The sequence below is a fragment of the Polaromonas sp. YR568 genome (assembly GCF_943372955.1).
Classification (GTDB): domain Bacteria; phylum Pseudomonadota; class Gammaproteobacteria; order Burkholderiales; family Burkholderiaceae_C; genus Polaromonas.
In genome coordinates, this window is the sequence record NZ_CALSAL010000002.1 from 794,707 (window position 1) to 813,828 (window position 19,122).

The 19,122-nt window shown below is 62.3% G+C and carries 25 protein-coding genes; 2 read left to right on the top strand and 23 right to left on the bottom strand.

Features of this window, described 5'->3' with window-relative positions; translation table 11 throughout:
* Positions 1–7: 7 nt before the first annotated feature.
* Positions 8–1,369, top strand: a complete 1,362-nt coding sequence (locus AAG793_RS09720) for a GGDEF domain-containing protein (protein WP_341907310.1) — start codon at positions 8–10, stop codon at positions 1,367–1,369.
* A 36-nt stretch (positions 1,370–1,405) separates the two neighbouring features.
* On the opposite strand, the gene AAG793_RS09725 is transcribed toward AAG793_RS09720, so the two are convergent.
* On the bottom strand, positions 1,406–2,176 hold the full coding sequence (locus AAG793_RS09725; RefSeq protein WP_341907313.1) for a Nif3-like dinuclear metal center hexameric protein: 771 nt from the start codon (positions 2,174–2,176) through the stop codon (positions 1,406–1,408).
* Between the two features lie 160 nt (positions 2,177–2,336).
* On the opposite strand from AAG793_RS09725, the gene AAG793_RS09730 reads away from it, so the two are divergent.
* Positions 2,337–3,494: a trypsin-like peptidase domain-containing protein gene (locus AAG793_RS09730; RefSeq protein ID WP_341907315.1), complete on the top strand. Its 1,158-nt coding sequence runs from the start codon at positions 2,337–2,339 to the stop codon at positions 3,492–3,494.
* A gap of 39 nt (positions 3,495–3,533) precedes the next feature.
* On the opposite strand, the gene tatC is transcribed toward AAG793_RS09730, so the two are convergent.
* From tatC to mlaD, 22 genes are all read right to left on the bottom strand, one after another.
* Positions 3,534–4,334, bottom strand: coding sequence for a twin-arginine translocase subunit TatC (gene tatC / locus AAG793_RS09735; protein ID WP_341907318.1), 801 nt, complete (start codon positions 4,332–4,334; stop codon positions 3,534–3,536).
* A 66-nt stretch (positions 4,335–4,400) separates the two neighbouring features.
* On the bottom strand, positions 4,401–4,898 hold the full coding sequence (tatB, locus tag AAG793_RS09740) for a Sec-independent protein translocase protein TatB (RefSeq protein WP_341907321.1): 498 nt from the start codon (positions 4,896–4,898) through the stop codon (positions 4,401–4,403).
* A 121-nt stretch (positions 4,899–5,019) separates the two neighbouring features.
* Positions 5,020–5,265: a Sec-independent protein translocase subunit TatA gene (gene tatA / locus AAG793_RS09745; protein ID WP_341907324.1), complete on the bottom strand. Its 246-nt coding sequence runs from the start codon at positions 5,263–5,265 to the stop codon at positions 5,020–5,022.
* Positions 5,266–5,438: 173 nt separating this feature from the next.
* A complete protein-coding gene (locus tag AAG793_RS09750) occupies positions 5,439–5,798 on the bottom strand; it encodes a histidine triad nucleotide-binding protein (protein ID WP_341907326.1) in 360 nt (119 codons plus the stop codon).
* Positions 5,799–5,837: 39 nt separating this feature from the next.
* Positions 5,838–6,188: a hypothetical protein gene (locus AAG793_RS09755; RefSeq protein ID WP_341907328.1), complete on the bottom strand. Its 351-nt coding sequence runs from the start codon at positions 6,186–6,188 to the stop codon at positions 5,838–5,840.
* Positions 6,189–6,241: 53 nt separating this feature from the next.
* Positions 6,242–6,634 carry a phosphoribosyl-ATP diphosphatase gene (locus tag AAG793_RS09760; protein WP_341907331.1) on the bottom strand — a complete coding sequence of 131 codons (393 nt, stop codon included), beginning with the start codon at positions 6,632–6,634 and terminating at the stop codon, positions 6,242–6,244.
* An 8-nt stretch (positions 6,635–6,642) separates the two neighbouring features.
* Positions 6,643–7,041 (bottom strand): phosphoribosyl-AMP cyclohydrolase, encoded by a 399-nt coding sequence (hisI, locus tag AAG793_RS09765; protein WP_341907333.1) that lies wholly within the window; start codon positions 7,039–7,041, stop codon positions 6,643–6,645.
* Positions 7,042–7,174: 133 nt separating this feature from the next.
* Positions 7,175–7,954 carry an imidazole glycerol phosphate synthase subunit HisF gene (gene hisF, locus AAG793_RS09770; protein ID WP_341907336.1) on the bottom strand — a complete coding sequence of 260 codons (780 nt, stop codon included), beginning with the start codon at positions 7,952–7,954 and terminating at the stop codon, positions 7,175–7,177.
* 127 nt (positions 7,955–8,081) lie between these two features.
* A complete protein-coding gene (hisA, locus tag AAG793_RS09775; protein ID WP_341907339.1) occupies positions 8,082–8,822 on the bottom strand; it encodes a 1-(5-phosphoribosyl)-5-[(5-phosphoribosylamino)methylideneamino]imidazole-4-carboxamide isomerase in 741 nt (246 codons plus the stop codon).
* An 84-nt stretch (positions 8,823–8,906) separates the two neighbouring features.
* The gene (gene hisH, locus AAG793_RS09780) at positions 8,907–9,575 is read right to left on the bottom strand and encodes an imidazole glycerol phosphate synthase subunit HisH (RefSeq protein WP_341907343.1); all 669 of its coding nucleotides are present in this window, start codon (positions 9,573–9,575) and stop codon (positions 8,907–8,909) included.
* A gap of 76 nt (positions 9,576–9,651) precedes the next feature.
* Positions 9,652–10,272 carry an imidazoleglycerol-phosphate dehydratase HisB gene (gene hisB / locus AAG793_RS09785; protein WP_341907345.1) on the bottom strand — a complete coding sequence of 207 codons (621 nt, stop codon included), beginning with the start codon at positions 10,270–10,272 and terminating at the stop codon, positions 9,652–9,654.
* On the bottom strand, positions 10,269–11,378 hold the full coding sequence (gene hisC / locus AAG793_RS09790) for a histidinol-phosphate transaminase (RefSeq protein WP_341907347.1): 1,110 nt from the start codon (positions 11,376–11,378) through the stop codon (positions 10,269–10,271). The genes hisB and hisC overlap by 4 nt, the downstream gene beginning before the upstream one ends.
* Positions 11,375–12,718 (bottom strand): histidinol dehydrogenase, encoded by a 1,344-nt coding sequence (gene hisD / locus AAG793_RS09795; protein WP_341907350.1) that lies wholly within the window; start codon positions 12,716–12,718, stop codon positions 11,375–11,377. Before hisD ends, hisC begins: the two co-directional genes overlap by 4 nt.
* A gap of 21 nt (positions 12,719–12,739) precedes the next feature.
* Positions 12,740–13,393, bottom strand: a complete 654-nt coding sequence (gene hisG / locus AAG793_RS09800) for an ATP phosphoribosyltransferase (protein ID WP_341907352.1) — start codon at positions 13,391–13,393, stop codon at positions 12,740–12,742.
* Positions 13,390–14,664: a UDP-N-acetylglucosamine 1-carboxyvinyltransferase gene (gene murA / locus AAG793_RS09805; protein WP_341907355.1), complete on the bottom strand. Its 1,275-nt coding sequence runs from the start codon at positions 14,662–14,664 to the stop codon at positions 13,390–13,392. The genes hisG and murA overlap by 4 nt, the downstream gene beginning before the upstream one ends.
* An 18-nt stretch (positions 14,665–14,682) precedes the next feature.
* Positions 14,683–14,928 carry a BolA family protein gene (locus tag AAG793_RS09810; RefSeq protein ID WP_341907357.1) on the bottom strand — a complete coding sequence of 82 codons (246 nt, stop codon included), beginning with the start codon at positions 14,926–14,928 and terminating at the stop codon, positions 14,683–14,685.
* A 3-nt stretch (positions 14,929–14,931) separates the two neighbouring features.
* The gene (locus AAG793_RS09815; RefSeq protein ID WP_341907360.1) at positions 14,932–15,687 is read right to left on the bottom strand and encodes an ABC transporter permease; all 756 of its coding nucleotides are present in this window, start codon (positions 15,685–15,687) and stop codon (positions 14,932–14,934) included.
* Positions 15,684–16,622, bottom strand: coding sequence for an ABC transporter ATP-binding protein (locus tag AAG793_RS09820; protein WP_341907362.1), 939 nt, complete (start codon positions 16,620–16,622; stop codon positions 15,684–15,686). The genes AAG793_RS09815 and AAG793_RS09820 overlap by 4 nt, the downstream gene beginning before the upstream one ends.
* Before the next feature lie 89 nt (positions 16,623–16,711).
* The gene (locus AAG793_RS09825; RefSeq protein WP_341907365.1) at positions 16,712–16,993 is read right to left on the bottom strand and encodes an STAS domain-containing protein; all 282 of its coding nucleotides are present in this window, start codon (positions 16,991–16,993) and stop codon (positions 16,712–16,714) included.
* 26 nt (positions 16,994–17,019) lie between these two features.
* A complete protein-coding gene (locus AAG793_RS09830) occupies positions 17,020–17,655 on the bottom strand; it encodes an ABC transporter substrate-binding protein (RefSeq protein ID WP_341907367.1) in 636 nt (211 codons plus the stop codon).
* Positions 17,656–17,827: 172 nt separating this feature from the next.
* Entirely contained in the window at positions 17,828–18,571 is a 744-nt protein-coding gene (locus tag AAG793_RS09835) for a VacJ family lipoprotein (protein ID WP_341907370.1), read from the bottom strand.
* Positions 18,571–19,086: an outer membrane lipid asymmetry maintenance protein MlaD gene (gene mlaD, locus AAG793_RS09840; protein WP_341907373.1), complete on the bottom strand. Its 516-nt coding sequence runs from the start codon at positions 19,084–19,086 to the stop codon at positions 18,571–18,573. Before mlaD ends, AAG793_RS09835 begins: the two co-directional genes overlap by 1 nt.
* Between the last annotated feature and the right edge of the window lie 36 nt (positions 19,087–19,122).

Sequence of the window (19,122 nt, forward strand, 5' to 3'; positions counted from 1 at the left end):
AACGGCCGTGCGCGACACCTTTGCAGCCACCATGACGCCGGCCGAGATGATGCTGTGGAGCGCCGAGGCAGGCGCACTCGGTCTGGTGGTGGGGCTCGCCCTGGGAGAACTGGTCTGGAGCCGCACCCGCGCCGCCGTGCAGGCCGTGGCGTATCTCTTTTTCTGCTGGCTGGCCGTGATGTTGCTGAGCGGTCTTCCCGCCGCCATCTGGCCGTTTGCCCGCCCGCAACTGGTGCTGGTGCAGGTTGTGGTCGGTCCGCTGTGCGCAGCCATGGGCAGCTATGGCGCCAGCGAATGGCTGTCGGCACACCAGCGGGACCACCTGATGCGCGTCTGCCTGCTGACGGTGACTGGCCTGTGTCTGATCGGCGGCCCGCTGTGCCTGCTGGCGCCCGCCGAATGGCGTCTGCCCGCTTCGGCCTTGCTTGCCGTCGGCAATTTGTCGGTGGTGCTGTGGTTGTCCGTCCGCGCCACTCAGTTGGGCGACAAGCAGGCCTGGGGGCTGGCACTCGGCTGCCTGCTGACCTTGCCGGCGCAGATGGGTTTGTACGGGCTGGCAATCACCGACACGCGTCTGTCCTTTGCCATGCAGGCAGCGGTGGCCAGCGTGGGACTGCTCAGCGTGGTGGTCACCGCCATCATGCTGTGGCTTCGCAACCAGCACACGCGGCAACTGGTGCAGCGTGACAACTCGCTGCGCGACCCGGTGACGCAGCTGTACAGCAGTGTGCCGATGGTGCAGAAAATCATTGATGCCCAGGGTCGCCGTCTGCGGACACGCCGTGACGGCGCACTGATGGCTATCCTGTTGTTTGAACCGGATCGCCTGCAAGCCCAGGTCGGCCCGGCGGGCATGCAGGAAATCTATATCGAGCTGGCGCTGCGGATTCAGCGGCACACCGGCGCCGTGAACCCGGCCGGACGCTATTACGACTGCTGCTTTCTGGTGCTGATTGAAACCATGCACTCGCCGCGCTGGATTCGCACCCTCAGCCTGCGCGTGGCCTCCAGCCTGCGGCGGCCGGTGGCGGTGCACTCCCTGTCGCACCAGGAGATCACGGTGACACCGGACATCGGCGTCGGAATCGTGCACATGGCGGCGACCGGCAAGGATGTGGACCAGCTGCTGCATGAAGTGCAGTCGATGGCGGAGGCGGCACGCAGCATGCGTTCCCGCGCTGCCATGCTGGACCCGGAAACCCGCAAGGCGGTTGCGGTCGAACATGCGGACCTCGGCTCCAGCTGGCGCGCCCTTCGGGACGCCGTACCCCACGGAGGTTCACGCGGACACGGCAGCCCGCACAAGACCAAGGGTGGCATTCCCAAAGGAGGTACCAAACCCCCGCGCCCGCGGCACACCCCCACCTGATATGCAACTGGTCAGGCAGACCAGGCTGGCGTCGCCTCACGCCGGGTTGTCGATGTCGATGAACTGGTGCTCCAGCCCGAGCTGGGCGGCCACATGACCTGCCGCCGCCGGGGCCCCGTAGCGCTCGGTGGCATGGTGGCCACACGCGAGGAAAGCCACGCCCATCTCGCGTGCGTAATGCGCCTGGGGTTCGGAGATTTCACCGGTAATGAAGGCGTCGGCACCCGCCGCGATGGCCGCCTCAAAATACCCCTGAGCCCCGCCGGTGCACCAGGCCAGCCGACTCACCGGCTTGGCAGGCTTGTTGCCCGCTGCCACCAGCACCACTGGGTGCTGAAGCACCTGACCCACATGGCTGGCCAAGGCCTCGGGGCTTTCAAAAGCGCCACCATCAGTTTTGTGGCCAATCCAGCCCAGGTCCTGCTCGCCAAAGCGCCCCGTGGCCGTGAGTCCCAGCTTCAGCGCTAGTTGGGCGTTGTTGCCGCACTCCGGGTGGGCATCCAGCGGCAGGTGGTAGGCCAGCAAATTGATGTCATGGGCCAGCAGCAGGGCCAGACGCTGCTTCATCCAGCCGGTGACGCAGCCGTCGTGCCCGCGCCAGAACAGACCATGATGCACAAAAATGGCATCGGCTTTTTCAGCAATCGCCGCCTCAATCAGGGCACGGCTGGCCGTCACGCCCGACACCAGCTTGCGCACCGCCATGCGCCCCTCGACCTGCAGGCCGTTCGGGCCGTAATCCTTGAAGCGGGCAGGCTGCAGCAGGGCATCAAAAGCCTGCAACACATCGACTCGATTGGTGCTCATGGCCGGATTGTCTCAGGCCGCTGCGGGATGGCAATCCATGGGACGCAAGGCCGTCCCGGCTTTTTGGCGTGTCCTTGAGGGAGAATATGGTTTTGCAATGCCATCGTGTGAGCGATTTCGTTCACGCGAACCACCTGAAGTCACCCGAAGCACCCGATCCATGAAGCGTACCTGGCTCCTGTTTTCCCAGACGGTCACCGTGCTGCTGGCCGCCTATTTTGTGGTCGCCACCCTCAAGCCGCAATGGCTGGGCAGGGGCGCGATCGGCGGTTCTGTGGCGGTGATTGAGGCGCCGGTATCCGCAGGCGGCGCGGGCGTGGGGCCGAGCGGATTCCGTGCGGCAGCCAAGGTGGCTTCTGCTGCCGTGGTCAGCATCAACACCAGCAAGGCAGCAGCCAAAAATCCGCACGCCGAAGACCCGTGGTTCAAATTCTTCTTTGGCGACCAGGGCCAGAACGAACCACAGGGCGGACTGGGCAGCGGCGTGATCATCAGCGCCAGCGGCTACATCCTGACCAACAATCATGTGATTGAAGGTGCTGACGAGATCGAGGTCATCCTCAACGACACCCGCAAGGCCAGCGCACAGGTGATCGGCACCGACCCGGATACCGACCTCGCCATCCTGAAAATCGCGCTCGACAAGCTGCCCGTCATCGTCCTCGGCAACTCCGACAGTCTGCAGGTGGGCGACCCGGTGATGGCCATCGGCAACCCGTTTGGCGTGGGGCAGACCGTCACCAGCGGCATCGTCAGCGCGCTGGGCCGCAACCAGCTGGGCATCAACACCTTCGAGAACTTCATCCAGACCGATGCGGCGATCAACCCGGGCAACTCGGGCGGTGCGCTGGTCGATGTGAACGGCCACCTGATGGGCATCAACACCGCAATTTATTCGCGCTCTGGTGGGTCCATGGGCATCGGTTTTGCCATTCCGGTGTCAACAGCCAAGCAAGTGCTTGAAGGCATTGTGCGGGACGGCCAGGTGACGCGCGGATGGATCGGCGTGGAACCGCAGGACCTCAACGCCGAACTGGCGGAGACGTTTGGCCTGAAACCATCAGTTGCGAAAAACGGAGGGGTGATCATCACCGGCGTGCTACAGAACGGCCCCGCAGCGCAGGCCGGCATTCAGCCAGGTGATGTGGTGATTGCGGTGGAAGGAAAGGCTGTGAGCAACGTGAGTCAGTTGCTTACCGCAGTGGCGGCTCTCAAGCCTGGTTCACCTTCGCCGTTGACCGTCTTGCGAAAAGACAATCAGATTGAAATTGCCGTCACGCCCGGAAAACGGCAACGGCCCAAAGCGATTCAGCGCTAATCTGTTCCGCGCGGCAGCTCAGCTACCCGCCGCACAGCGTCAGGACTTGGCGGTTTCGGTGTCGGCGTCAGTGTCTGGCGCCTTGGTGCTCTTCACAAAGAGTTGCGCAGCCACAATGCCAATCTCGTAAAGACTGCCAACCACCGCGAGCAGCATGATCATGGAACCGGCATCCGGCGGCGTGACGAGAGCGGTCACCACAGCAGCGATGACCCAGAAATAACCCCGGTACTCGCGCAGCTGTTTCACGGTGAGCACGCCCATGCGCACCAGCAGGATCACCGCAATCGGCACCTCAAAGGCCAGACCGAACGCGAGGAACATTCCCAGCACGAAGTTCAGGTACTCCTCAATGTCTGGCGCAGCCGTGATGGACTTGGGCGCAAAGCTCTGGATGAACTGGAACACCTGGCCAAAAACAAAGTAGTAGCAGAACGCAACGCCGACAAAGAACAACAGCGTGCTGGAAATCACCAGCGGCATCACTAGCTTTTTCTCGTGCGAATACAGGCCTGGCGCCACGAAAGCCCACACCTGGTAAAGCACTACGGGCAGGGCAATCATGAAGGCCGCCATGAACAAAATCTTGATCGGCACCACAAAGGGCGAGATCACATTGGTCGCAATCAGCGTGGCACCCTTGGGCAGCGAGGCCACCAGTGGTGCGGCCATCAGGTCATAGAGCGCGCTGGGTCCGGGGAACAGCGCCAGAAGAGCGGCAGCGATGCCAACGGCAATGACCGCCTTGATCATGCGGTCGCGCAACTCCATCAGGTGCTGAACAAAAGGCTGCTCGGTACCTGCAAGTTCGTCGGGCTTGTCGTTCTGGGGGTCGCTCATGGGAAATCTGCGCTGGATGGGTGGCGCCGGAATGCGCGGAACAGGGAAAGTGCGATGGGGTCCGCGTCAGGCGTTGGGACGCTGGGTCGGCCGGGGCCTGAAGCGGGCCACGCGTGCGGCACCCGACTGGGCCTTGGTGCGAACACCTGAGCGGGCTTTGTACCACTGCGGCATGGCGCCCTGCTTGATGCGCCATTTCTTCTTGGGGTGACGGTATTCGGGCGGAAGGTCAAAGCCAATGGAGTTCCCATTGCTGTCAACACCACCGGCTTCACCCATGATCTCACCGGTCGTTTCGGTCCACGATTTCTCGAAGTCGCTGGCGTTGGTCTGTATGGAGCTCTCCACATCACGCGCTGCGCCTTCCACCGTTTCCTTCATCTTCTTGAGCTCATCGAGCTCCATGGAACGGTTCACTTCCTGCTTGACGTCGGCCACATAGCGCTGCGCCTTGCCCAGCAAGGTACCCACCGTGCGCGCCACACGCGGCAGCTTCTCGGGCCCGATGACGATCAGGGCCACTGCGCCAATCAGCGCAATCTTCGAAATGCCGAGATCAATCATGGAACATCAAGGTGGAGTTTTCTATGCCAGCAGGGAACGCAGGACCGGTTTCGCCGGACTGCAGGCCCTGCAATCCCCCGCGGCGCGAAATCAGAAGGCGCGGGGGGCGACGAGCGTTCAATCAGGACTTCTGGCGTGCTTCGACGTCGATCGTGGCCTTGTCGGCGGCCTGGGCGTTGGTGACCTGGCCAGCAGGAGCGGCCGGCTTGTCTTCGGCAGTCGACTGGCCGCCTTCTTTCATGCCGTCCTTGAAGCCCTTGACGGCACCGCCCAGGTCGCCGCCGATGTTCTTGAGCTTCTTGGTGCCAAACACCATCACCACGATCAGCAGCACGATCAGCCAGTGCCAGATGGAAAATGAACCCATGATTTGCTCCTAAATTCAGTTATTGCAGGTTGTGCTGACTCACCAGCGACTGACCCGATTCTAAAGGCCCGCCGCCGTGTGCGCCTGAGTAGACCTACTGACCTGCAGGCCAAACGCCCGGACAGGCGCGATTGGCGTCGATCCGCCTTGGGCAAGCCTTGCTCAAGCCTAGCTCAGCCCCTGAGCCAGGGGCGCGGCCCACCCATCACGTGCAGGTGCAGATGGTGAACTTCCTGACCGCCTTCCGAACCGGTGTTTGTCACAATGCGAAAACCACCGGCCGGGTAAGGGTTGCAACCCTGTACCTTGGCCAGTTGCGGAGCCAGCACCATCATGCGCCCCAGCAGGGCCGCATGCTCGGGGCCGACCTGTGCCATGGACGGAATATGCGCCTTGGGAATGATCAGGAAATGCACGGGCGCCCACGGATTGATGTCGTGAAAAGCGAACAGTTCATCGTCTTCATGCACCTTGCGGCTGGGAATGACGCCTGCGGCGATCTTGCAAAAAATGCAGTTTTCAGAGTGGCTCATGGGCAGGGAAATGGGTAAGAGGGTGACCTGACGCAGGCCTCAGGACGGCTGGTGCTGATTGAAGCGCACCCACCCTTTGATGCACCGGTAGAGGTACCACAGCCAGACCACACCGTAGGCAATCGCGCCCGGCAGGAACAGCAGCAACCACAGCGGCGACAACACCACCAGCCAGAGCAGGGTCCACCAGAAGGTGCGGATCATGTAGTTGTGGTGGTCAATGTAAAGCGCATCCGATTCAGTGGAGCGCCGGATGTAGTTGACGATCAGCGCAATCACCGCGAACACGCCGCCGCTGAACCAGGCCAAGGTATGCAGGCCGTAAAGCAGCTGCATCACGGTGCGGTCGCCGCTGGTCTTGCTGTCAAATTCGGCCAGATTGGTTTCCATGTTCCAGTTTCTCCACGTTCAGACGGGTTGGGCGGGGGACGGCGCGCCGCCGCTCAACCCTTGGCCGGCGCTTCGCTTGCCTCGCGGTGCTGGGCCTTGCGCAGGGCTTTTTCCTCGATGCCGCTGGTGCCTTCACGTCGCTCCAGTTCAGCCAGCACGTCGGCAGGTTTCAAGCCATAGTATGCCAACGCGATCAGGCTGTGGAACCACAGGTCGGCCACTTCACCCACGAGTTTGCCCTTGAGCACGTCCGTCGCCCCACCCGCATCAACGTCTTTGGCGGCCATGACGGTCTCGGTCGCCTCTTCACCAATCTTCTTGAGGAAGGCGTCCGGGCCCCGGTGCAGGAGGCGGGCGACATAGCTCTTGTCAGGGTCACCGCCATGGGCGGGCTTGCGGCTTTCGATGACCTCGGCGAGGCGCTGAAGGGAGTCGTTGGAGGACATGGGGCAGCCTATTTGTAAATACTTTGAGGGTCTTTGAGAACGGGCTCCGTCACGACCCACTGACCGTCTTTGTAAAGATGAAAGAAACAGCTGTGACGCCCGGTGTGGCAGGCAATCGAGGGCTCATGCGCCGCATGTCCCTCCTGTGTAATCTTCAGCAGAATCACATCGTTGTCGCAATCCAGACGGATCTCATGCACCGTCTGCCAATTGCCTGACTCTTCACCCTTGTGCCAGAGCCGGCCCCGCGAGCGGCTGAAATACACCGCCTGCCCAAGTTCGGCCGTTTTCTGGAGCGATTCGCGGTTCATCCACGCGAACATCAACACATCACCGCTGCCAGCTTCCTGCGCGATCACCGGGATCAATCCCTTGTCGTCCCAATGGACGTCGTCCAACCAGTTCATTCACCTATTGTCCGGGATTTGGAAAGCTCGCACGACATCAAAACCAAGGATATCGCGGGGCCGGCTTTGCCGGACCGCAGATATCGCCCCAGCAGGGGGGAAGGCGCTACACACAGTGAGCGTCCGACGGGGGTTACAACCTCACCGGTATGCCGCGTGCAGCCATGTGCTGCTTGGCCTGCTGCACGGTGTATTCGCCGTAGTGAAAAATGCTGGCGGCCAGCACGGCATCGGCACCACCGGACTGCACACCGTCGGCCAGATGCTCGAGATTGCCCACGCCGCCGGACGCGATCACCGGCACGCTCACCGCATCACTGACCGCCCGGGTCAGTGCCAGATCAAAGCCGGACTTGGTGCCATCGCGGTCCATGCTGGTGAGCAAAATCTCGCCTGCGCCGCGGCGGGCCATCTCGGTGGCCCACGCGACGGCATCGAGGCCGGTGTTCTTGCGGCCGCCATGGCTGTACACATCCCAGCCCGGGCCGCGCAGCTTGGCGTCTTCCTCGCTGCGGCGTTTGGCGTCGATGGCCACCACAATGCACTGCGCGCCGTATTTGGTCGAGGCGTCCTCGATCACCTGCGGATTGGCAATCGCTGCCGAGTTGAAACTGGTCTTGTCAGCCCCGGCATTGAGCAGGCGGCGCACGTCTTCTACCGTGCGCACACCGCCACCCACGGTGAGCGGAATGAACACCTGCGAGGCCACCGCCTCGATGATGTGCAGGATCAAATCACGGCCGTCGCTGGTGGCGGTGATGTCCAGAAAGGTCAGCTCGTCAGCACCCTGGTCGTTGTAGCGCGCTGCGATCTCGACCGGGTCACCTGCATCGCGCAACTCAACAAAATTGACGCCCTTGACCACCCGGCCGCCGGTGACATCTAAACAGGGGATGATTCTTTTGGCTAGCATGCGCCCCCACGGTCGCCCACTGCGTGTGGCTCCCTGCCCCCCGAGGGGGCCGCTCCGCCTGCGGCCCGGCGAAGCCGGTTCCGCGGCTCCTGCTGGAATGGAGAGCTACAGCGCATGATCAACGTGGTCATCCGTTCAGTTCATCGGCTCGGGCCTGGGCGGCGGCGAAGTCAAGGTCGCCGCTGTAAATCGAGCGGCCGCAGATCACGCCCTCGACACCTTCGTCCTCGACGGCACACAGCGCTTCAATGTCGGCCATGTTGGACAGGCCGCCCGAGGCAATCACAGGAATGGTCAGTGCCTGCGCCAGCTTGACGGTGGCTTCAATGTTGATGCCGCTGAGCATGCCGTCGCGGCCAATGTCGGTGTAGATGATGGATTCAACACCGTAATCCTGGAATTTCTTGCCCAAGTCCACGACCTCGTGGCCGGTGAGCTTGCTCCAGCCGTCGGTGGCCACCTTGCCGTCCTTGGCATCAAGGCCAACGATGATGTGGCCGCCAAACGCGGTGCAGGCGTCCTGCAGGAACCCCGGGTTCTTCACCGCCGCCGTGCCGATGATGACGTAACGCAAGCCCGCATCGAGGTAGCGTTCAATCGTGTCCAGGTCGCGGATACCACCACCCAGCTGCACATCAATCTCGCTGCCCACTTCGGCCAGGATTTGCTTGATGGCCAGCTCGTTCTTTGGTTTGCCAGCGAACGCGCCGTTGAGATCCACCAGATGCAGGCGCCTTGCCCCCTTGTCAACCCAGCTGCGCGCCATGGCTGCCGGGTCCTCGCTGAAGACGGTGGATTGATCCATGTCGCCCTGCTTGAGGCGAACGCAGTGACCGTCTTTCAGGTCAATGGCGGGGATGAGTAGCATGTGGCGGTCGGGACAAAAAGGGAAACGGTTCAGGAATCGGGTTAACGAAAAGCATCCGGTACGGCACACCCGCCGTCACACGGCTCAGGGGTTCCAGTGCAGAAAATTGCGGTACAGGGCCAGCCCGTGGTCTGCGCTTTTCTCCGGGTGAAACTGGGTCGCAAAAATATTATCGCGTGCAATGGCTGCGGCGAACCGTCCGCCGTAGTCGGCAACGCCTGCGATGTGGTGCGCATCCGACGGCAACGCATAGAAACTGTGCACAAAGTAGAAGTAGGCACCATCGGGTATGCCGGCCCACAGCGCATGCGTCGGCGCGCAAGGGTAGACCTGGTTCCAGCCCATCTGCGGCACCTTGAAGCGGCTGCCGTCCGGCTGAAGTCGCCCGGCAAGGTCAAACTTGACGACTTCGCCATGAATCAGCCCGAGGCCTGGCGTTCCGGTACCTTGGGTGCCTTCGTGGCTGCGGTCGAGCAGCATCTGCATGCCCACGCACACGCCGAACAGCGGTTTGTGTGCGGCTGCATGCAGCACGGCCGCTTGCAGGCCGGATTCGGCCAGTGCGCGCATGCAGTCCGGCATGGCCCCCTGACCCGGCAGAACCACGCGCTCGGCGTCCATCACGTCCTGCGCGCTGGCAGTCACGACCACCTCGTAGCCACTGCCTTGTGCGACATGCTGCACCGCCTGCGACACCGAGCGCAGGTTGCCCGAGCCATAGTCCACCACTGCCACGCGTTTGGAAGAGGTCATTCGGAAAGTCGTTTCAGAAAGGATTGGCGCAGAACTGGGGATGGAGCCGGTCGGCCTCAGGCCGCAACACCAGGGCTCAGAGCGAGCCTTTGGTCGAAGGGATCACACCGGCTGCACGCGGGTCGATCTCCAGCGCCATGCGCAGCGCGCGGGCGAAGGCCTTGAACACGGTTTCAGCCTGGTGGTGGGCGTTTTCGCCCTTCAGGTTGTCAATGTGCAGCGTCACGAAGGCGTGGTTCACAAAGCCCTGGAAAAACTCGTAGGCCAGCTGGCTGTCGAACGTGCCGATCATGCCGCTTTTGAATGGAGCGTCCATCACCAGGCCCGGGCGCCCTGAAAAATCGACCACCACGCGCGACAGCGCCTCATCGAGCGGCACGTAGGCGTGGCCATAGCGGCGCAGACCCTTCTTGTCGCCCACCGCCTTGGCCACCGCCTGCCCGAGGGTGATGCCAACGTCTTCCACCGTGTGGTGACCGTCAATGTGCAGATCGCCTTGCGCCTGAATGTCGAGGTCGATCAGCCCGTGGCGCGCGATCTGGTCCAGCATGTGGTCGAAAAACCCGATGCCGGTGGACAGGCTGGACTGGCCGGTGCCGTCCAGATTGAGCTTGACGGTAATACGGGTCTCGGCCGTGTTGCGCGAGACTTCCGCAGTGCGCGGCGCCATGGGGGTGACTGAAGTAGGGGTGGTCATAGGGATTGTTCGAGCGCCGCCAGCATCTGCGTGTTTTCTTCCGCAGTCCCCACCGTCAGGCGCAGGCAGTGGGTCAGCAATGGGTGCATTTTAGAAACGTTTTTGACCAGCACCTTGCGGGATTTCATGCCCTCGAAGGTCTTGCCGGCATCGGGCACGCGCACCAGAATCATGTTGGCGTCGCTTTTCCAGGTGGTCACGCCCGGCAGGGCGCCGAGCGCGGCGAGCAGGCGGGTGCGCTCTGCCACCAGCTGGGCGGCCTGTTCAGCAAATACCCCCTGATGCTCCAGTGCGAACAACGCACACTCGTAATTGAGCACGCTGATGTTGTAGGGCGGGCGTACCTTGTCAATTTCGGCAATCAGTGCCTTGGGGCCCATCATGTAACCGAGGCGCACGCCAGCCAGGCCGAACTTGCTCAGGGTGCGCATCAGAAGCACATGGCTGTGGCGGGTGATGCGATCAATGTAGCTCTTGCTGGAAAACGGTTGGTAGGCCTCATCCATCACCACCAAACCGCCCTGCTCGCCCACCGCCACGATGATTTTTTCGATCACCGCGTCGTCCCACAGGTTGGCGGTCGGGTTGTTGGGATAGGCCAGATAGGTAATCGCTGGCTTGTGCTCGGCCACAGCGGCCAGCATCGCAGCTTCGTCGAGTTCGAAGTCTGCAGTCAGCGGCACGCCGACAAACTTCAGCCCCTGCAGTTTCGCGCTCATGGCGTACATCACAAAACCGGGTTCGGGTGACAGCACAGTGGCGCCGGGCACATCGCACACCATGGCCAGCAAGGAAATCAGCTCGTCGGAGCCATTGCCCAGCATCAGCGCATAGCCCTCGGGCATCTGCGCGTAGGCCGCGAGCGCTTCGCGCAGGTCATTGACGCGGCCGTCCGGATAGCGGTTTAGCGCCAAGACGCCGAGGCGCTGGCCGAGGTGGGCCTGCAGCGCTGGTGGCAAGCGGTGCGGGTTCTCCATCGCGTCCAGCTTTATCATGCCGGTCGAATCTTGAACGGCGTAGGCGTGCATGGCCTGCACATCCGGGCGAATGCGCTTTTTCAACTGTGGACTCAGCGGGGCGGCGTTGAAGGGATCGGGCGTTGTCATGACGGCTTGCGCATCGGTGGCACTGTTTTCAGGCGCATTTCGGCCGCCCGCGCATGGGCCTGCAGCCCTTCGCCGTAGGCCAGCTCAGCGGCCACGGTACCCAGCGCCTGGGCGCCGGCCTCGCTCACCTCGATCAGACTGGAGCGCTTCTGGAAATCGTATACACCGAGTGGGCTGGAGAACCGCGCAGTGCCGCTGGTCGGCAGCACGTGGTTGGGGCCGGCGCAGTAGTCGCCCAGACTTTCGCTGGTGTAGGCGCCAAGAAAAATTGCGCCCGCGTGTTTGAGCAGCGGCTCCCAGCGGTGCGGGTCCTGGCTCGACACCTCCAGATGCTCGGGCGCGATGCGGTTGCTGATCTCGCAGGCTTCTTCCATGCTGCGGGTGTGGATCAGCGCGCCGCGCCCCGTCAGGGATTTGGCGATGATGTCTGCGCGCGGCATGGTGGGAAGCAGGCGATCTATCGCGGCCTGCACTTGGTCGATGTAGGCGGCGTCGGGGCACAGCAGAATGCTTTGCGCGAGTTCGTCATGCTCGGCCTGGCTGAAGAGGTCCATCGCCACCCAGTCGGCTGGCGTGCTACCGTCAGCCAGCACCAGAATTTCGCTCGGACCCGCAATCATGTCGATGCCGACGATGCCGAACACCCGCTTCTTGGCACTGGCCACATAGGCATTACCGGGCCCGGTGATCTTGTCGACCTTGGGCACCGTGGCGGTGCCGTAGGCCAGCGCGGCAACCGCCTGCGCGCCGCCGATGGTGAAGGCGCGGGTGACGCCTGCGACATAGGCCGCTGCCAGCACCAGTGCGTTTTTCTCGCCCTTCGGCGTGGGTACAACCATGATGATTTCACCGACACCCGCCACGTGCGCAGGGATGGCGTTCATCAGCACGGACGACGGATAGGCCGCCTTGCCGCCCGGCACGTAGATACCGACGCGATCTAACGGCGTGACCTTCTGGCCCAGCAGCGTACCGTCTTCATCGCGGTAACTCCAGCTCTCGCCATTGGCCTTGCGCTGGGCTTCGTGGTAGCTGCGCACGCGGCGTGCGGCCGCCTCCAGCGCGCTGCGCTGCGCGGCGGGAATGGCGTCGAAGGCCACCTTGAGCTCCGCCTGGGTCAGCTCCAGCGACGACATCGAGTCGGCTTGCAGACCATCAAAACGCGCGGTGTATTCCAGCACAGCGGCATCGCCCCGCTTCTGGACGTCGGCCAGGATGTCTGCCACGCGCTGCTCGATCGCCGCATCGGTGTCTGCCGACCAGTGCAGGCGCGCCTGGAACTCGGCATCGAAGCCAGGCTTCGCAGTGGAGAGTCGGACGGGGGTAGCCGTGAGGTTCATGAAATCGTGCCGTCGGGTTGATCAGGAAGGAATTGACGCGGGTTGGGAAGCCTTGGCAAAAGCATCAATGAGCGCGCGAATCGGCGCCTGCTTGAGCTTCAGCGCCGTCTGGTTCACCACCAGATGCGAGCTGATGTCCATGATGCGCTCGACTTCCACCAGCTGGTTGGCCTTGAGCGTGCTGCCGGTAGAGACCAGGTCCACGATGGCATCGGCCAGCCCCGTCAGCGGCGCCAGCTCCATGCTGCCGTAGAGCTTGATCAGGTCCACATGCACGCCCTTGGTTGCAAAAAACTCGCGCGCAATCGCCACATACTTGGTAGCAACACGCAGGCGCGAACCCTGGCGCACGGCAGCGGCGTAATCAAAGCCGTCACGCACTGCCACGCTAATCCGGCATTTGGCGATCTGCAAATCGAGCGGCTGATACAGGCCCTGGCTGCCGGATTCAAGCAAGGTGTCTTTGCCGACGACGCCAAGATCGGCGCCGCCGTACTGCACATAGGTCGGCACATCGGTGGCGCGGACGAGGACGACGCGCAGCTCCGGCTGATTGGTGCGAAGGATCAGCTTGCGGGACTTGTCCGGGTCGTCCAGCACCTCAATGCCGGCGGAACGCAGCAGCGGCAGCACATCGTCAAAGATGCGTCCTTTGGACAAAGCAAGTGTGATCATGATTTGATGCGTTCGATGTCAGCGCCAATGCCGCGCAGCTTGGCTTCCATCTGGTCGTAGCCACGGTCCAGGTGGTAGATGCGGTCCACCAGCGTTTCGCCTTCGGCCACCAGACCGGCAATCACCAGGCTGGCAGACGCGCGCAGGTCGGTCGCCATCACGGTGGCGCCTGAGAGCTTTTCCACACCTTCCATCACCGCCACTTTGCCTTCGATCTGGATTTTGGCACCCAGCCGGACCATTTCATTGACGTGCATGAAACGGTTTTCAAAAATGGTTTCCGTCACCTTGCTCGGCCCTTGCGCAATCGCGTTGAGCGCCATGAACTGGGCCTGCATGTCGGTCGGAAAGCCCGGGTACTCGGTTGTCCGGAAGGACTGCGCCTTCAGTCGCCCCTGCGCCTGCACGCGGATGAAGCCGTCGCCGGCCGTCACCACCGCGCCGGCTTCACGCAACTTGTCGATGACCGCGTCGAGGTGGTCGGCCCGGCCGTGGCGCAGAACCACATCGCCGCCCGTGGCCGCGACGGCGCACAGAAAGGTGCCGGTTTCGATGCGGTCGGCCACCACGCGGTGCGTGCAGCCGTGCAGGCGCTTCACCCCCTGAATGCGAATGCGCCGGGTGCCATGGCCTTCAATCTTCGCGCCCATCTTGATGAGCATCTCGGCCAGATCGCCGATTTCAGGCTCCTGCGCTGCGTTTTCCAGAATGGTTTCGCCCTCGGCAAGGCTGGCGGCCATCAGGAAGTTTTCGGTTCCGGTGACGGTGACCATGTCGGTCGTGAGACTGGTGCCCTTCAGGCGCTTGCGGCCAGCCGGCAGCTTGGCAATCATGTAGCCATGCTCAACCACGATCTCCGCACCCATGGCCTGCAGGCCCTTGATATGCTGGTCCACCGGCCGCGAGCCGATGGCGCACCCGCCCGGCAAAGACACCGTGGCCTCACCAAAGCGCGCCAGCAACGGGCCCAGCGCCAACACAGACGCCCGCATGGTCTTGACCAGTTCGTAAGGCGCTTCAGGCGAGCTCAGGTTGGCCGCATTCAATGTCACCGTGCCGGAAGCGGCTTCGCTGCGCTCTGCAGTCACGCCCATGTTGCGGATCAGCTTGAGCATGGTCGCCACGTCCTGCAGACGCGGGACGTTCTCCAGCGTCACAGGCTCGGCGGTGAGCAGAGCCGCGCACAGCTCCGGCAGGGCTGCGTTCTTGGCGCCCGAAATATCGACGGTGCCTGCGAGCGACTTGCCGCCCCGGATGAGTAGTTTGTCCATGGTGTCTGTTCTGCCGCGTCAGCTGGCTGCGTTAGCTGCCCACTCGGCAGGCGTGTAGGTTTTCATCGACAAGGCGTGCACCTCGTCGCTTTGTATTCTGCCGCCCAGCGTGGCGTAAACGCTCTGGTGGCGCTGGATCAGGCGCTTGCCCTCGAATGCGCTGGAGACGATGGTGGCGTACCAGTGGCGGCCGTCGCCCGACAGCTCGATGTGCTGGCACGGCAGGCCAGCCGTGATGATGGTTTGAAGTTCTTCGCTGGTCATGAATTAGTGTCTGATTTTGTAGCCGGTTCGCAGCATGTTCACGGCGATCGCACTCACGGCGATCAATGCAGTCAACACAATGCCCAAACTGAGCCAGGGCGACACATCGCTGACGCCGAAAAAGCCGTAGCGGAATCCGTCGATCATGTAAAAAAACGGATTCAGGTGGCTCACAGTCTGCCAGAACGGCGGCAGGGAATGAATGGAATAGAACACACCGCTCAGAAACGTCATCGGCATGATCACAAAGTTCTGGAATGCCGCCATCTGGTCGAATTTTTCGGACCACAGGCCGGCAATCACACCCAGCGCGCCCAGCATGGCCGCCCCCAGCAGCGCGAAGACCACGATCCAGAGGGGCGCCACAAAGGCGGGCGGGCCAAAGAAGGCGGTCACAGCGAAAACACCCACCCCAACCAGCAGCCCACGGGCAACAGACGAGCCCACGTAGGCAAAAAACCAGTGCCAGTGCGACAGCGGGGTCAGCAACACAAACACCAGGCTGCCCATGATCTTGCTCTGGATCAGCGATGAAGAGCTGTTGGCAAACGCGTTCTGCAGCACGCTCATCATCACAAGGCCAGGCACCAGAAAGGCCGCGTAGCTCACCTGCCCGTACACCAGTTCCTTGCCCTGCATGACATGACCAAAGATCAGCATGTACATGACGGCCGTGAGGACGGGCGCACCCACCGTCTGAAAGGCGACCTTCCAGAAACGCAGAACTTCCTTGTAAAACAGGGTTTGCCAGCCGGTCATGCCGCCATTCCAATCTTTTCGGCCATCACCTCGAGGAACACGTCTTCGAGATCGGCCTTGCGGATTTCCACATCTTCGGCCACCAGCCCTGCCTCGCGGATGGCGGCAAGGTACTGCTCGATCTCGTGGGCGTTGTGGGCGGGAAACTGCACGATGCGGCCGGTGATGCGTGCACGCGCAGCCAACGCGGGCGGCAGTTCGCTGTCGATCTTGAAGCGCAGCACGTTGGACGAGGCCGCACGCAGCAGTTCGGAGGTTTGCGCCAGCGCCACCACCCGGCCCTGCTTGAGCATGGCAATGCGGCTGCAGAGCGCCTCGGCCTCTTCCAGATAGTGCGTGGTCAGCAGCACCGTGCTGCCCTGTTTGTTCAGTTTGGCGATGAACTGCCAAAGGGTCTGCCGCAGTTCCACATCGACGCCGGCGGTGGGCTCGTCAAGCACGATCACCTGTGGCTTGTGCACCAGTGCCTGCGCCACCAGCACGCGGCGTTTCATGCCGCCTGAAAGCTGGCGCATGTTGGCATTGGCCTTGTCGGCCAGACCGAGACTGGCCAGCAACTCGTCGATCCAGTCGTCGTTTCCCTTGATGCCGAAATAGCCCGACTGGATGCGCAGCGCTTCGCGTACCGTGAAGAAAGGGTCAAACACCAGCTCTTGCGGCACCACGCCCAGCTTGCGGCGCGCGTTGGCGTAATCGGTGACCACATCGCTGCCATGCACAGTGACGGTGCCGCTGGAGGCCCGCGACAAGCCGGCGAGGATGCTGATGAGGGATGTTTTGCCAGCGCCGTTCGGGCCCAGAAGGCCGAAAAACTCACCCGCCTCGATGTCGAAACTCACGTGGTCCAGTGCCTGGACCGCTGGTGCGCTGCTGCGTTTGGACGAATAGCTTTTGGAGACTGACCGAAAGGAGATGGCTGGCGAGGTGGCGGACATTAGCCCTCTATTTTAGGGGGTGCCAAGCCCGTCCGCCCCGTGGCTGCATGGATGGCCCTTTCAGGCCGAGGCATGCCCCGCAAAGGATCTCAGCCAGATGTCGCTTCGGCCGCCGGCAACAGTTCCTCGACGCCATACAAGCCGGCCAGTTGCCGCAGCTTGGGTGGCAGGTTCTGCACGACAAATCCACGACCAGCCGCCACCGCCTGACGGCGGCATTCCAGCAGTACGGCCAATGCCGACGAGTCAAAGGCCGTCATGCTACCCGCGTCAGCCACCACAGGGCCCGCTTGCGCTGCCACCTGACCGGCGATCGTGCCGGAAAAGGCAGCTGCCCGGTCGTGGGTCAGGTCAGCAGGCAACAGGATCATGGTGTGACGCTGGATTCAAGACTTTTTCAGGATTTCTTTTCGCCGGCGTTGGACTTGTTGCGCTCCGACAGCGACGCGATCAGCCCGTCCACGCCCTTGGCGCTGATTTCCTGGGCAAACTGGGTGCGGTAGGTCTCCACCAGCCACACGCCCAGCACGTTCAGGTCGTAAATCTTCCAGCCCGTGGGGGTTTTTTCCATGCGGTAGTCGAGTTGCACCGGGTCACCACGACCCAGCACTTCGGTGCGCACCACCACTTCGGTATCTGCAGGTGCCGCGCGCAGGGGCTTGACGTTGATCTTCTGGTCATTGACCTGTGACAGTGCGCCGGAGTAGGTGCGGATCAGCAGGGTCTTGAACTCTTCCTGCAGCCGCTTTTGCTGCTCCGGTGTCGCCTGGCGCCAGTTGCGACCCACGGCCGACGCCGTCATGCGGGTGAAGTTCACGTTCGGCATGATCTTGGCGTCCACCAGACTGATGACCTTGCCCATGTCACCGCCCTTGACGGCCTTGTCGGACTTGATGTTGTCCAGCACTTCAGCCGAAACGCGCTTGATCAGCGCGTCCGGGGCTTCCTCAGCCGCACGGACCCAAGGTGCAATTCCCAGGAGGGAAACGCCGACAGCGGTGGCAAACAGTTTCGCAAGAATTCTGCGGTTCATGGTTTTCCTTTATGACACTACGAAGCGCTTTGGGGTCGGTTGGACAGGGCGCTTACCCTGCCGCACATTGTTGCCCGTGTGGCGCTCGTGATGGATTCTGCGTGTATTCACCCTTACGGGCGGTGAAGTTTTGGCGTCGTTATGTAAAAGTTGTCGGCGTAAAAGCGGGCACTTACTTTTGGCTGCCTTCCGGCAGATCAAAGCGCTCTTCCTTCTGTGGGGTATCGCGCCCGATCAGGCTCGCTCGCCGCTGCAGGTAGATATCCCGGGTAAAGCTGTACTTGTCGAGCGCCGCCTGATCCACCACCTCGCCAGCGCCGAGAAGGTTCGCCCGGACATTCACCACACGCAACACCGTCAGCGAATTGCGCGCCGGTACGTTGTCGGTTCGGCTGACCAGATCACCCTGGTAGTCCACCAGCGTTCCCACGCCGTCACGCACTGACGAGGGGCCCAGCAGCGGCAGCACGAGGTACGGACCTGCATCGAAGCCCCAGTAACCCAGCGTTTGCCCGAAGTCCTCGCTGTGCTTGGTGATGTTCAGATCACTCGCCACATCGAAAATGCCACCCAGGCCCCACAAGGTGTTGGTCGTGACCCGGAAGAAGCTGTTCATCGCCTCGGTCGGTTTGCCCTGCAGCAGGTTGTTCACGGTCGACCAGACATCGCTGAGGTTGCCGAAGAAGTTGGTCACACCAGTGCGGACAGGCGCAGGGGTGACATCGCGATAGACAGTGGCGACAGGCTTCAGGATCGCCTGATCCACGCCTTCATTGAAGCTGAAAATGGTCCGGTTCAGGGGCTCCAGCGGATCCGCCGGGTTGGCGTTCGGTCCACTGGCGCAGCCCTGGAGCAAAGCCAGGGCAAGCAGTGCTGCAGCCCCATGGCCGCGCTTGAAGAAGGTGGTGAATGTCATCATTTTTTCTCTGCTGCTGGAGGCGGTGAGGCAGGCGCTGAAGGGGCGGGGGAAGAACTGCTGTCTGCAGCCTTGCTGTACAGGAACTGGCTGATCAGGTTTTCAAGGACCACGGCCGACTGGGTCTGCTTGATCACATCGCCTGCTGCGAGGTTCTTGAGATCGCCGCCGGCCTCGACGCCGATGTACTGCTCACCCAGCAGTCCGCTGGTCAGGATCTTGAGCGAACTGTCCTTGGGAAACACATAACGGCTTTCCATGGCCAGGTCGACGCTGGCCTGGTAGGCCTTGTCGTCAAAGGTGATGCTCTCCACGCGTCCGACGACCACGCCGGCGCTCTTGACCGCTGCGCGCGGCTTCAGGCCACCGATGTTGTCAAACTTGGCAGTGACACGGTAGGAGGTGTCGAAGCTCAGGCTGAGCAGATTGGCCGACTTGAGCGCGAGAAACAACACTGCCGCGCCCCCGATCAGGACGAACAGACCAACCCACAAATCGTTTTTCGAGCGTTGCATTGTTATTCTTTCAGTGACATGCGCCATGCCTCATGC

What these genes read in the sequence shown, in the direction of transcription:
- hisC (WP_341907347.1), bottom strand. Translation starts at nt 11,378, where the DNA reads ATGACAACGCCCGATCCCTTCAACGCCGCCCCGCTGAGTCCACAGTTG.
- AAG793_RS09810 (WP_341907357.1), bottom strand. Translation starts at nt 14,928, where the DNA reads ATGACCAGCGAAGAACTTCAAACCATCATCACGGCTGGCCTGCCGTGC.
- AAG793_RS09725 (WP_341907313.1), bottom strand. Translation starts at nt 2,176, where the DNA reads ATGAGCACCAATCGAGTCGATGTGTTGCAGGCTTTTGATGCCCTGCTG.
- tatA (WP_341907324.1), bottom strand. Translation starts at nt 5,265, where the DNA reads ATGGGTTCATTTTCCATCTGGCACTGGCTGATCGTGCTGCTGATCGTG.
- mlaD (WP_341907373.1), bottom strand. Translation starts at nt 19,086, where the DNA reads ATGCAACGCTCGAAAAACGATTTGTGGGTTGGTCTGTTCGTCCTGATC.
- AAG793_RS09820 (WP_341907362.1), bottom strand. Translation starts at nt 16,622, where the DNA reads ATGTCCGCCACCTCGCCAGCCATCTCCTTTCGGTCAGTCTCCAAAAGC.
- murA (WP_341907355.1), bottom strand. Translation starts at nt 14,664, where the DNA reads ATGGACAAACTACTCATCCGGGGCGGCAAGTCGCTCGCAGGCACCGTC.
- hisB (WP_341907345.1), bottom strand. Translation starts at nt 10,272, where the DNA reads ATGACCACCCCTACTTCAGTCACCCCCATGGCGCCGCGCACTGCGGAA.
- tatC (WP_341907318.1), bottom strand. Translation starts at nt 4,334, where the DNA reads ATGAGCGACCCCCAGAACGACAAGCCCGACGAACTTGCAGGTACCGAG.
- hisA (WP_341907339.1), bottom strand. Translation starts at nt 8,822, where the DNA reads ATGCTACTCATCCCCGCCATTGACCTGAAAGACGGTCACTGCGTTCGC.
- AAG793_RS09830 (WP_341907367.1), bottom strand. Translation starts at nt 17,655, where the DNA reads ATGAACCGCAGAATTCTTGCGAAACTGTTTGCCACCGCTGTCGGCGTT.
- AAG793_RS09825 (WP_341907365.1), bottom strand. Translation starts at nt 16,993, where the DNA reads ATGATCCTGTTGCCTGCTGACCTGACCCACGACCGGGCAGCTGCCTTT.
- AAG793_RS09815 (WP_341907360.1), bottom strand. Translation starts at nt 15,687, where the DNA reads ATGACCGGCTGGCAAACCCTGTTTTACAAGGAAGTTCTGCGTTTCTGG.
- hisD (WP_341907350.1), bottom strand. Translation starts at nt 12,718, where the DNA reads ATGAACCTCACGGCTACCCCCGTCCGACTCTCCACTGCGAAGCCTGGC.
- hisI (WP_341907333.1), bottom strand. Translation starts at nt 7,041, where the DNA reads ATGAACTGGTTGGACGACGTCCATTGGGACGACAAGGGATTGATCCCG.
- AAG793_RS09835 (WP_341907370.1), bottom strand. Translation starts at nt 18,571, where the DNA reads ATGACATTCACCACCTTCTTCAAGCGCGGCCATGGGGCTGCAGCACTG.
- tatB (WP_341907321.1), bottom strand. Translation starts at nt 4,898, where the DNA reads ATGATTGATCTCGGCATTTCGAAGATTGCGCTGATTGGCGCAGTGGCC.
- AAG793_RS09760 (WP_341907331.1), bottom strand. Translation starts at nt 6,634, where the DNA reads ATGTCCTCCAACGACTCCCTTCAGCGCCTCGCCGAGGTCATCGAAAGC.
- hisH (WP_341907343.1), bottom strand. Translation starts at nt 9,575, where the DNA reads ATGACCTCTTCCAAACGCGTGGCAGTGGTGGACTATGGCTCGGGCAAC.
- AAG793_RS09755 (WP_341907328.1), bottom strand. Translation starts at nt 6,188, where the DNA reads ATGGAAACCAATCTGGCCGAATTTGACAGCAAGACCAGCGGCGACCGC.
- hisG (WP_341907352.1), bottom strand. Translation starts at nt 13,393, where the DNA reads ATGATCACACTTGCTTTGTCCAAAGGACGCATCTTTGACGATGTGCTG.
- hisF (WP_341907336.1), bottom strand. Translation starts at nt 7,954, where the DNA reads ATGCTAGCCAAAAGAATCATCCCCTGTTTAGATGTCACCGGCGGCCGG.
- AAG793_RS09730 (WP_341907315.1), top strand. Translation starts at nt 2,337, where the DNA reads ATGAAGCGTACCTGGCTCCTGTTTTCCCAGACGGTCACCGTGCTGCTG.
- AAG793_RS09750 (WP_341907326.1), bottom strand. Translation starts at nt 5,798, where the DNA reads ATGAGCCACTCTGAAAACTGCATTTTTTGCAAGATCGCCGCAGGCGTC.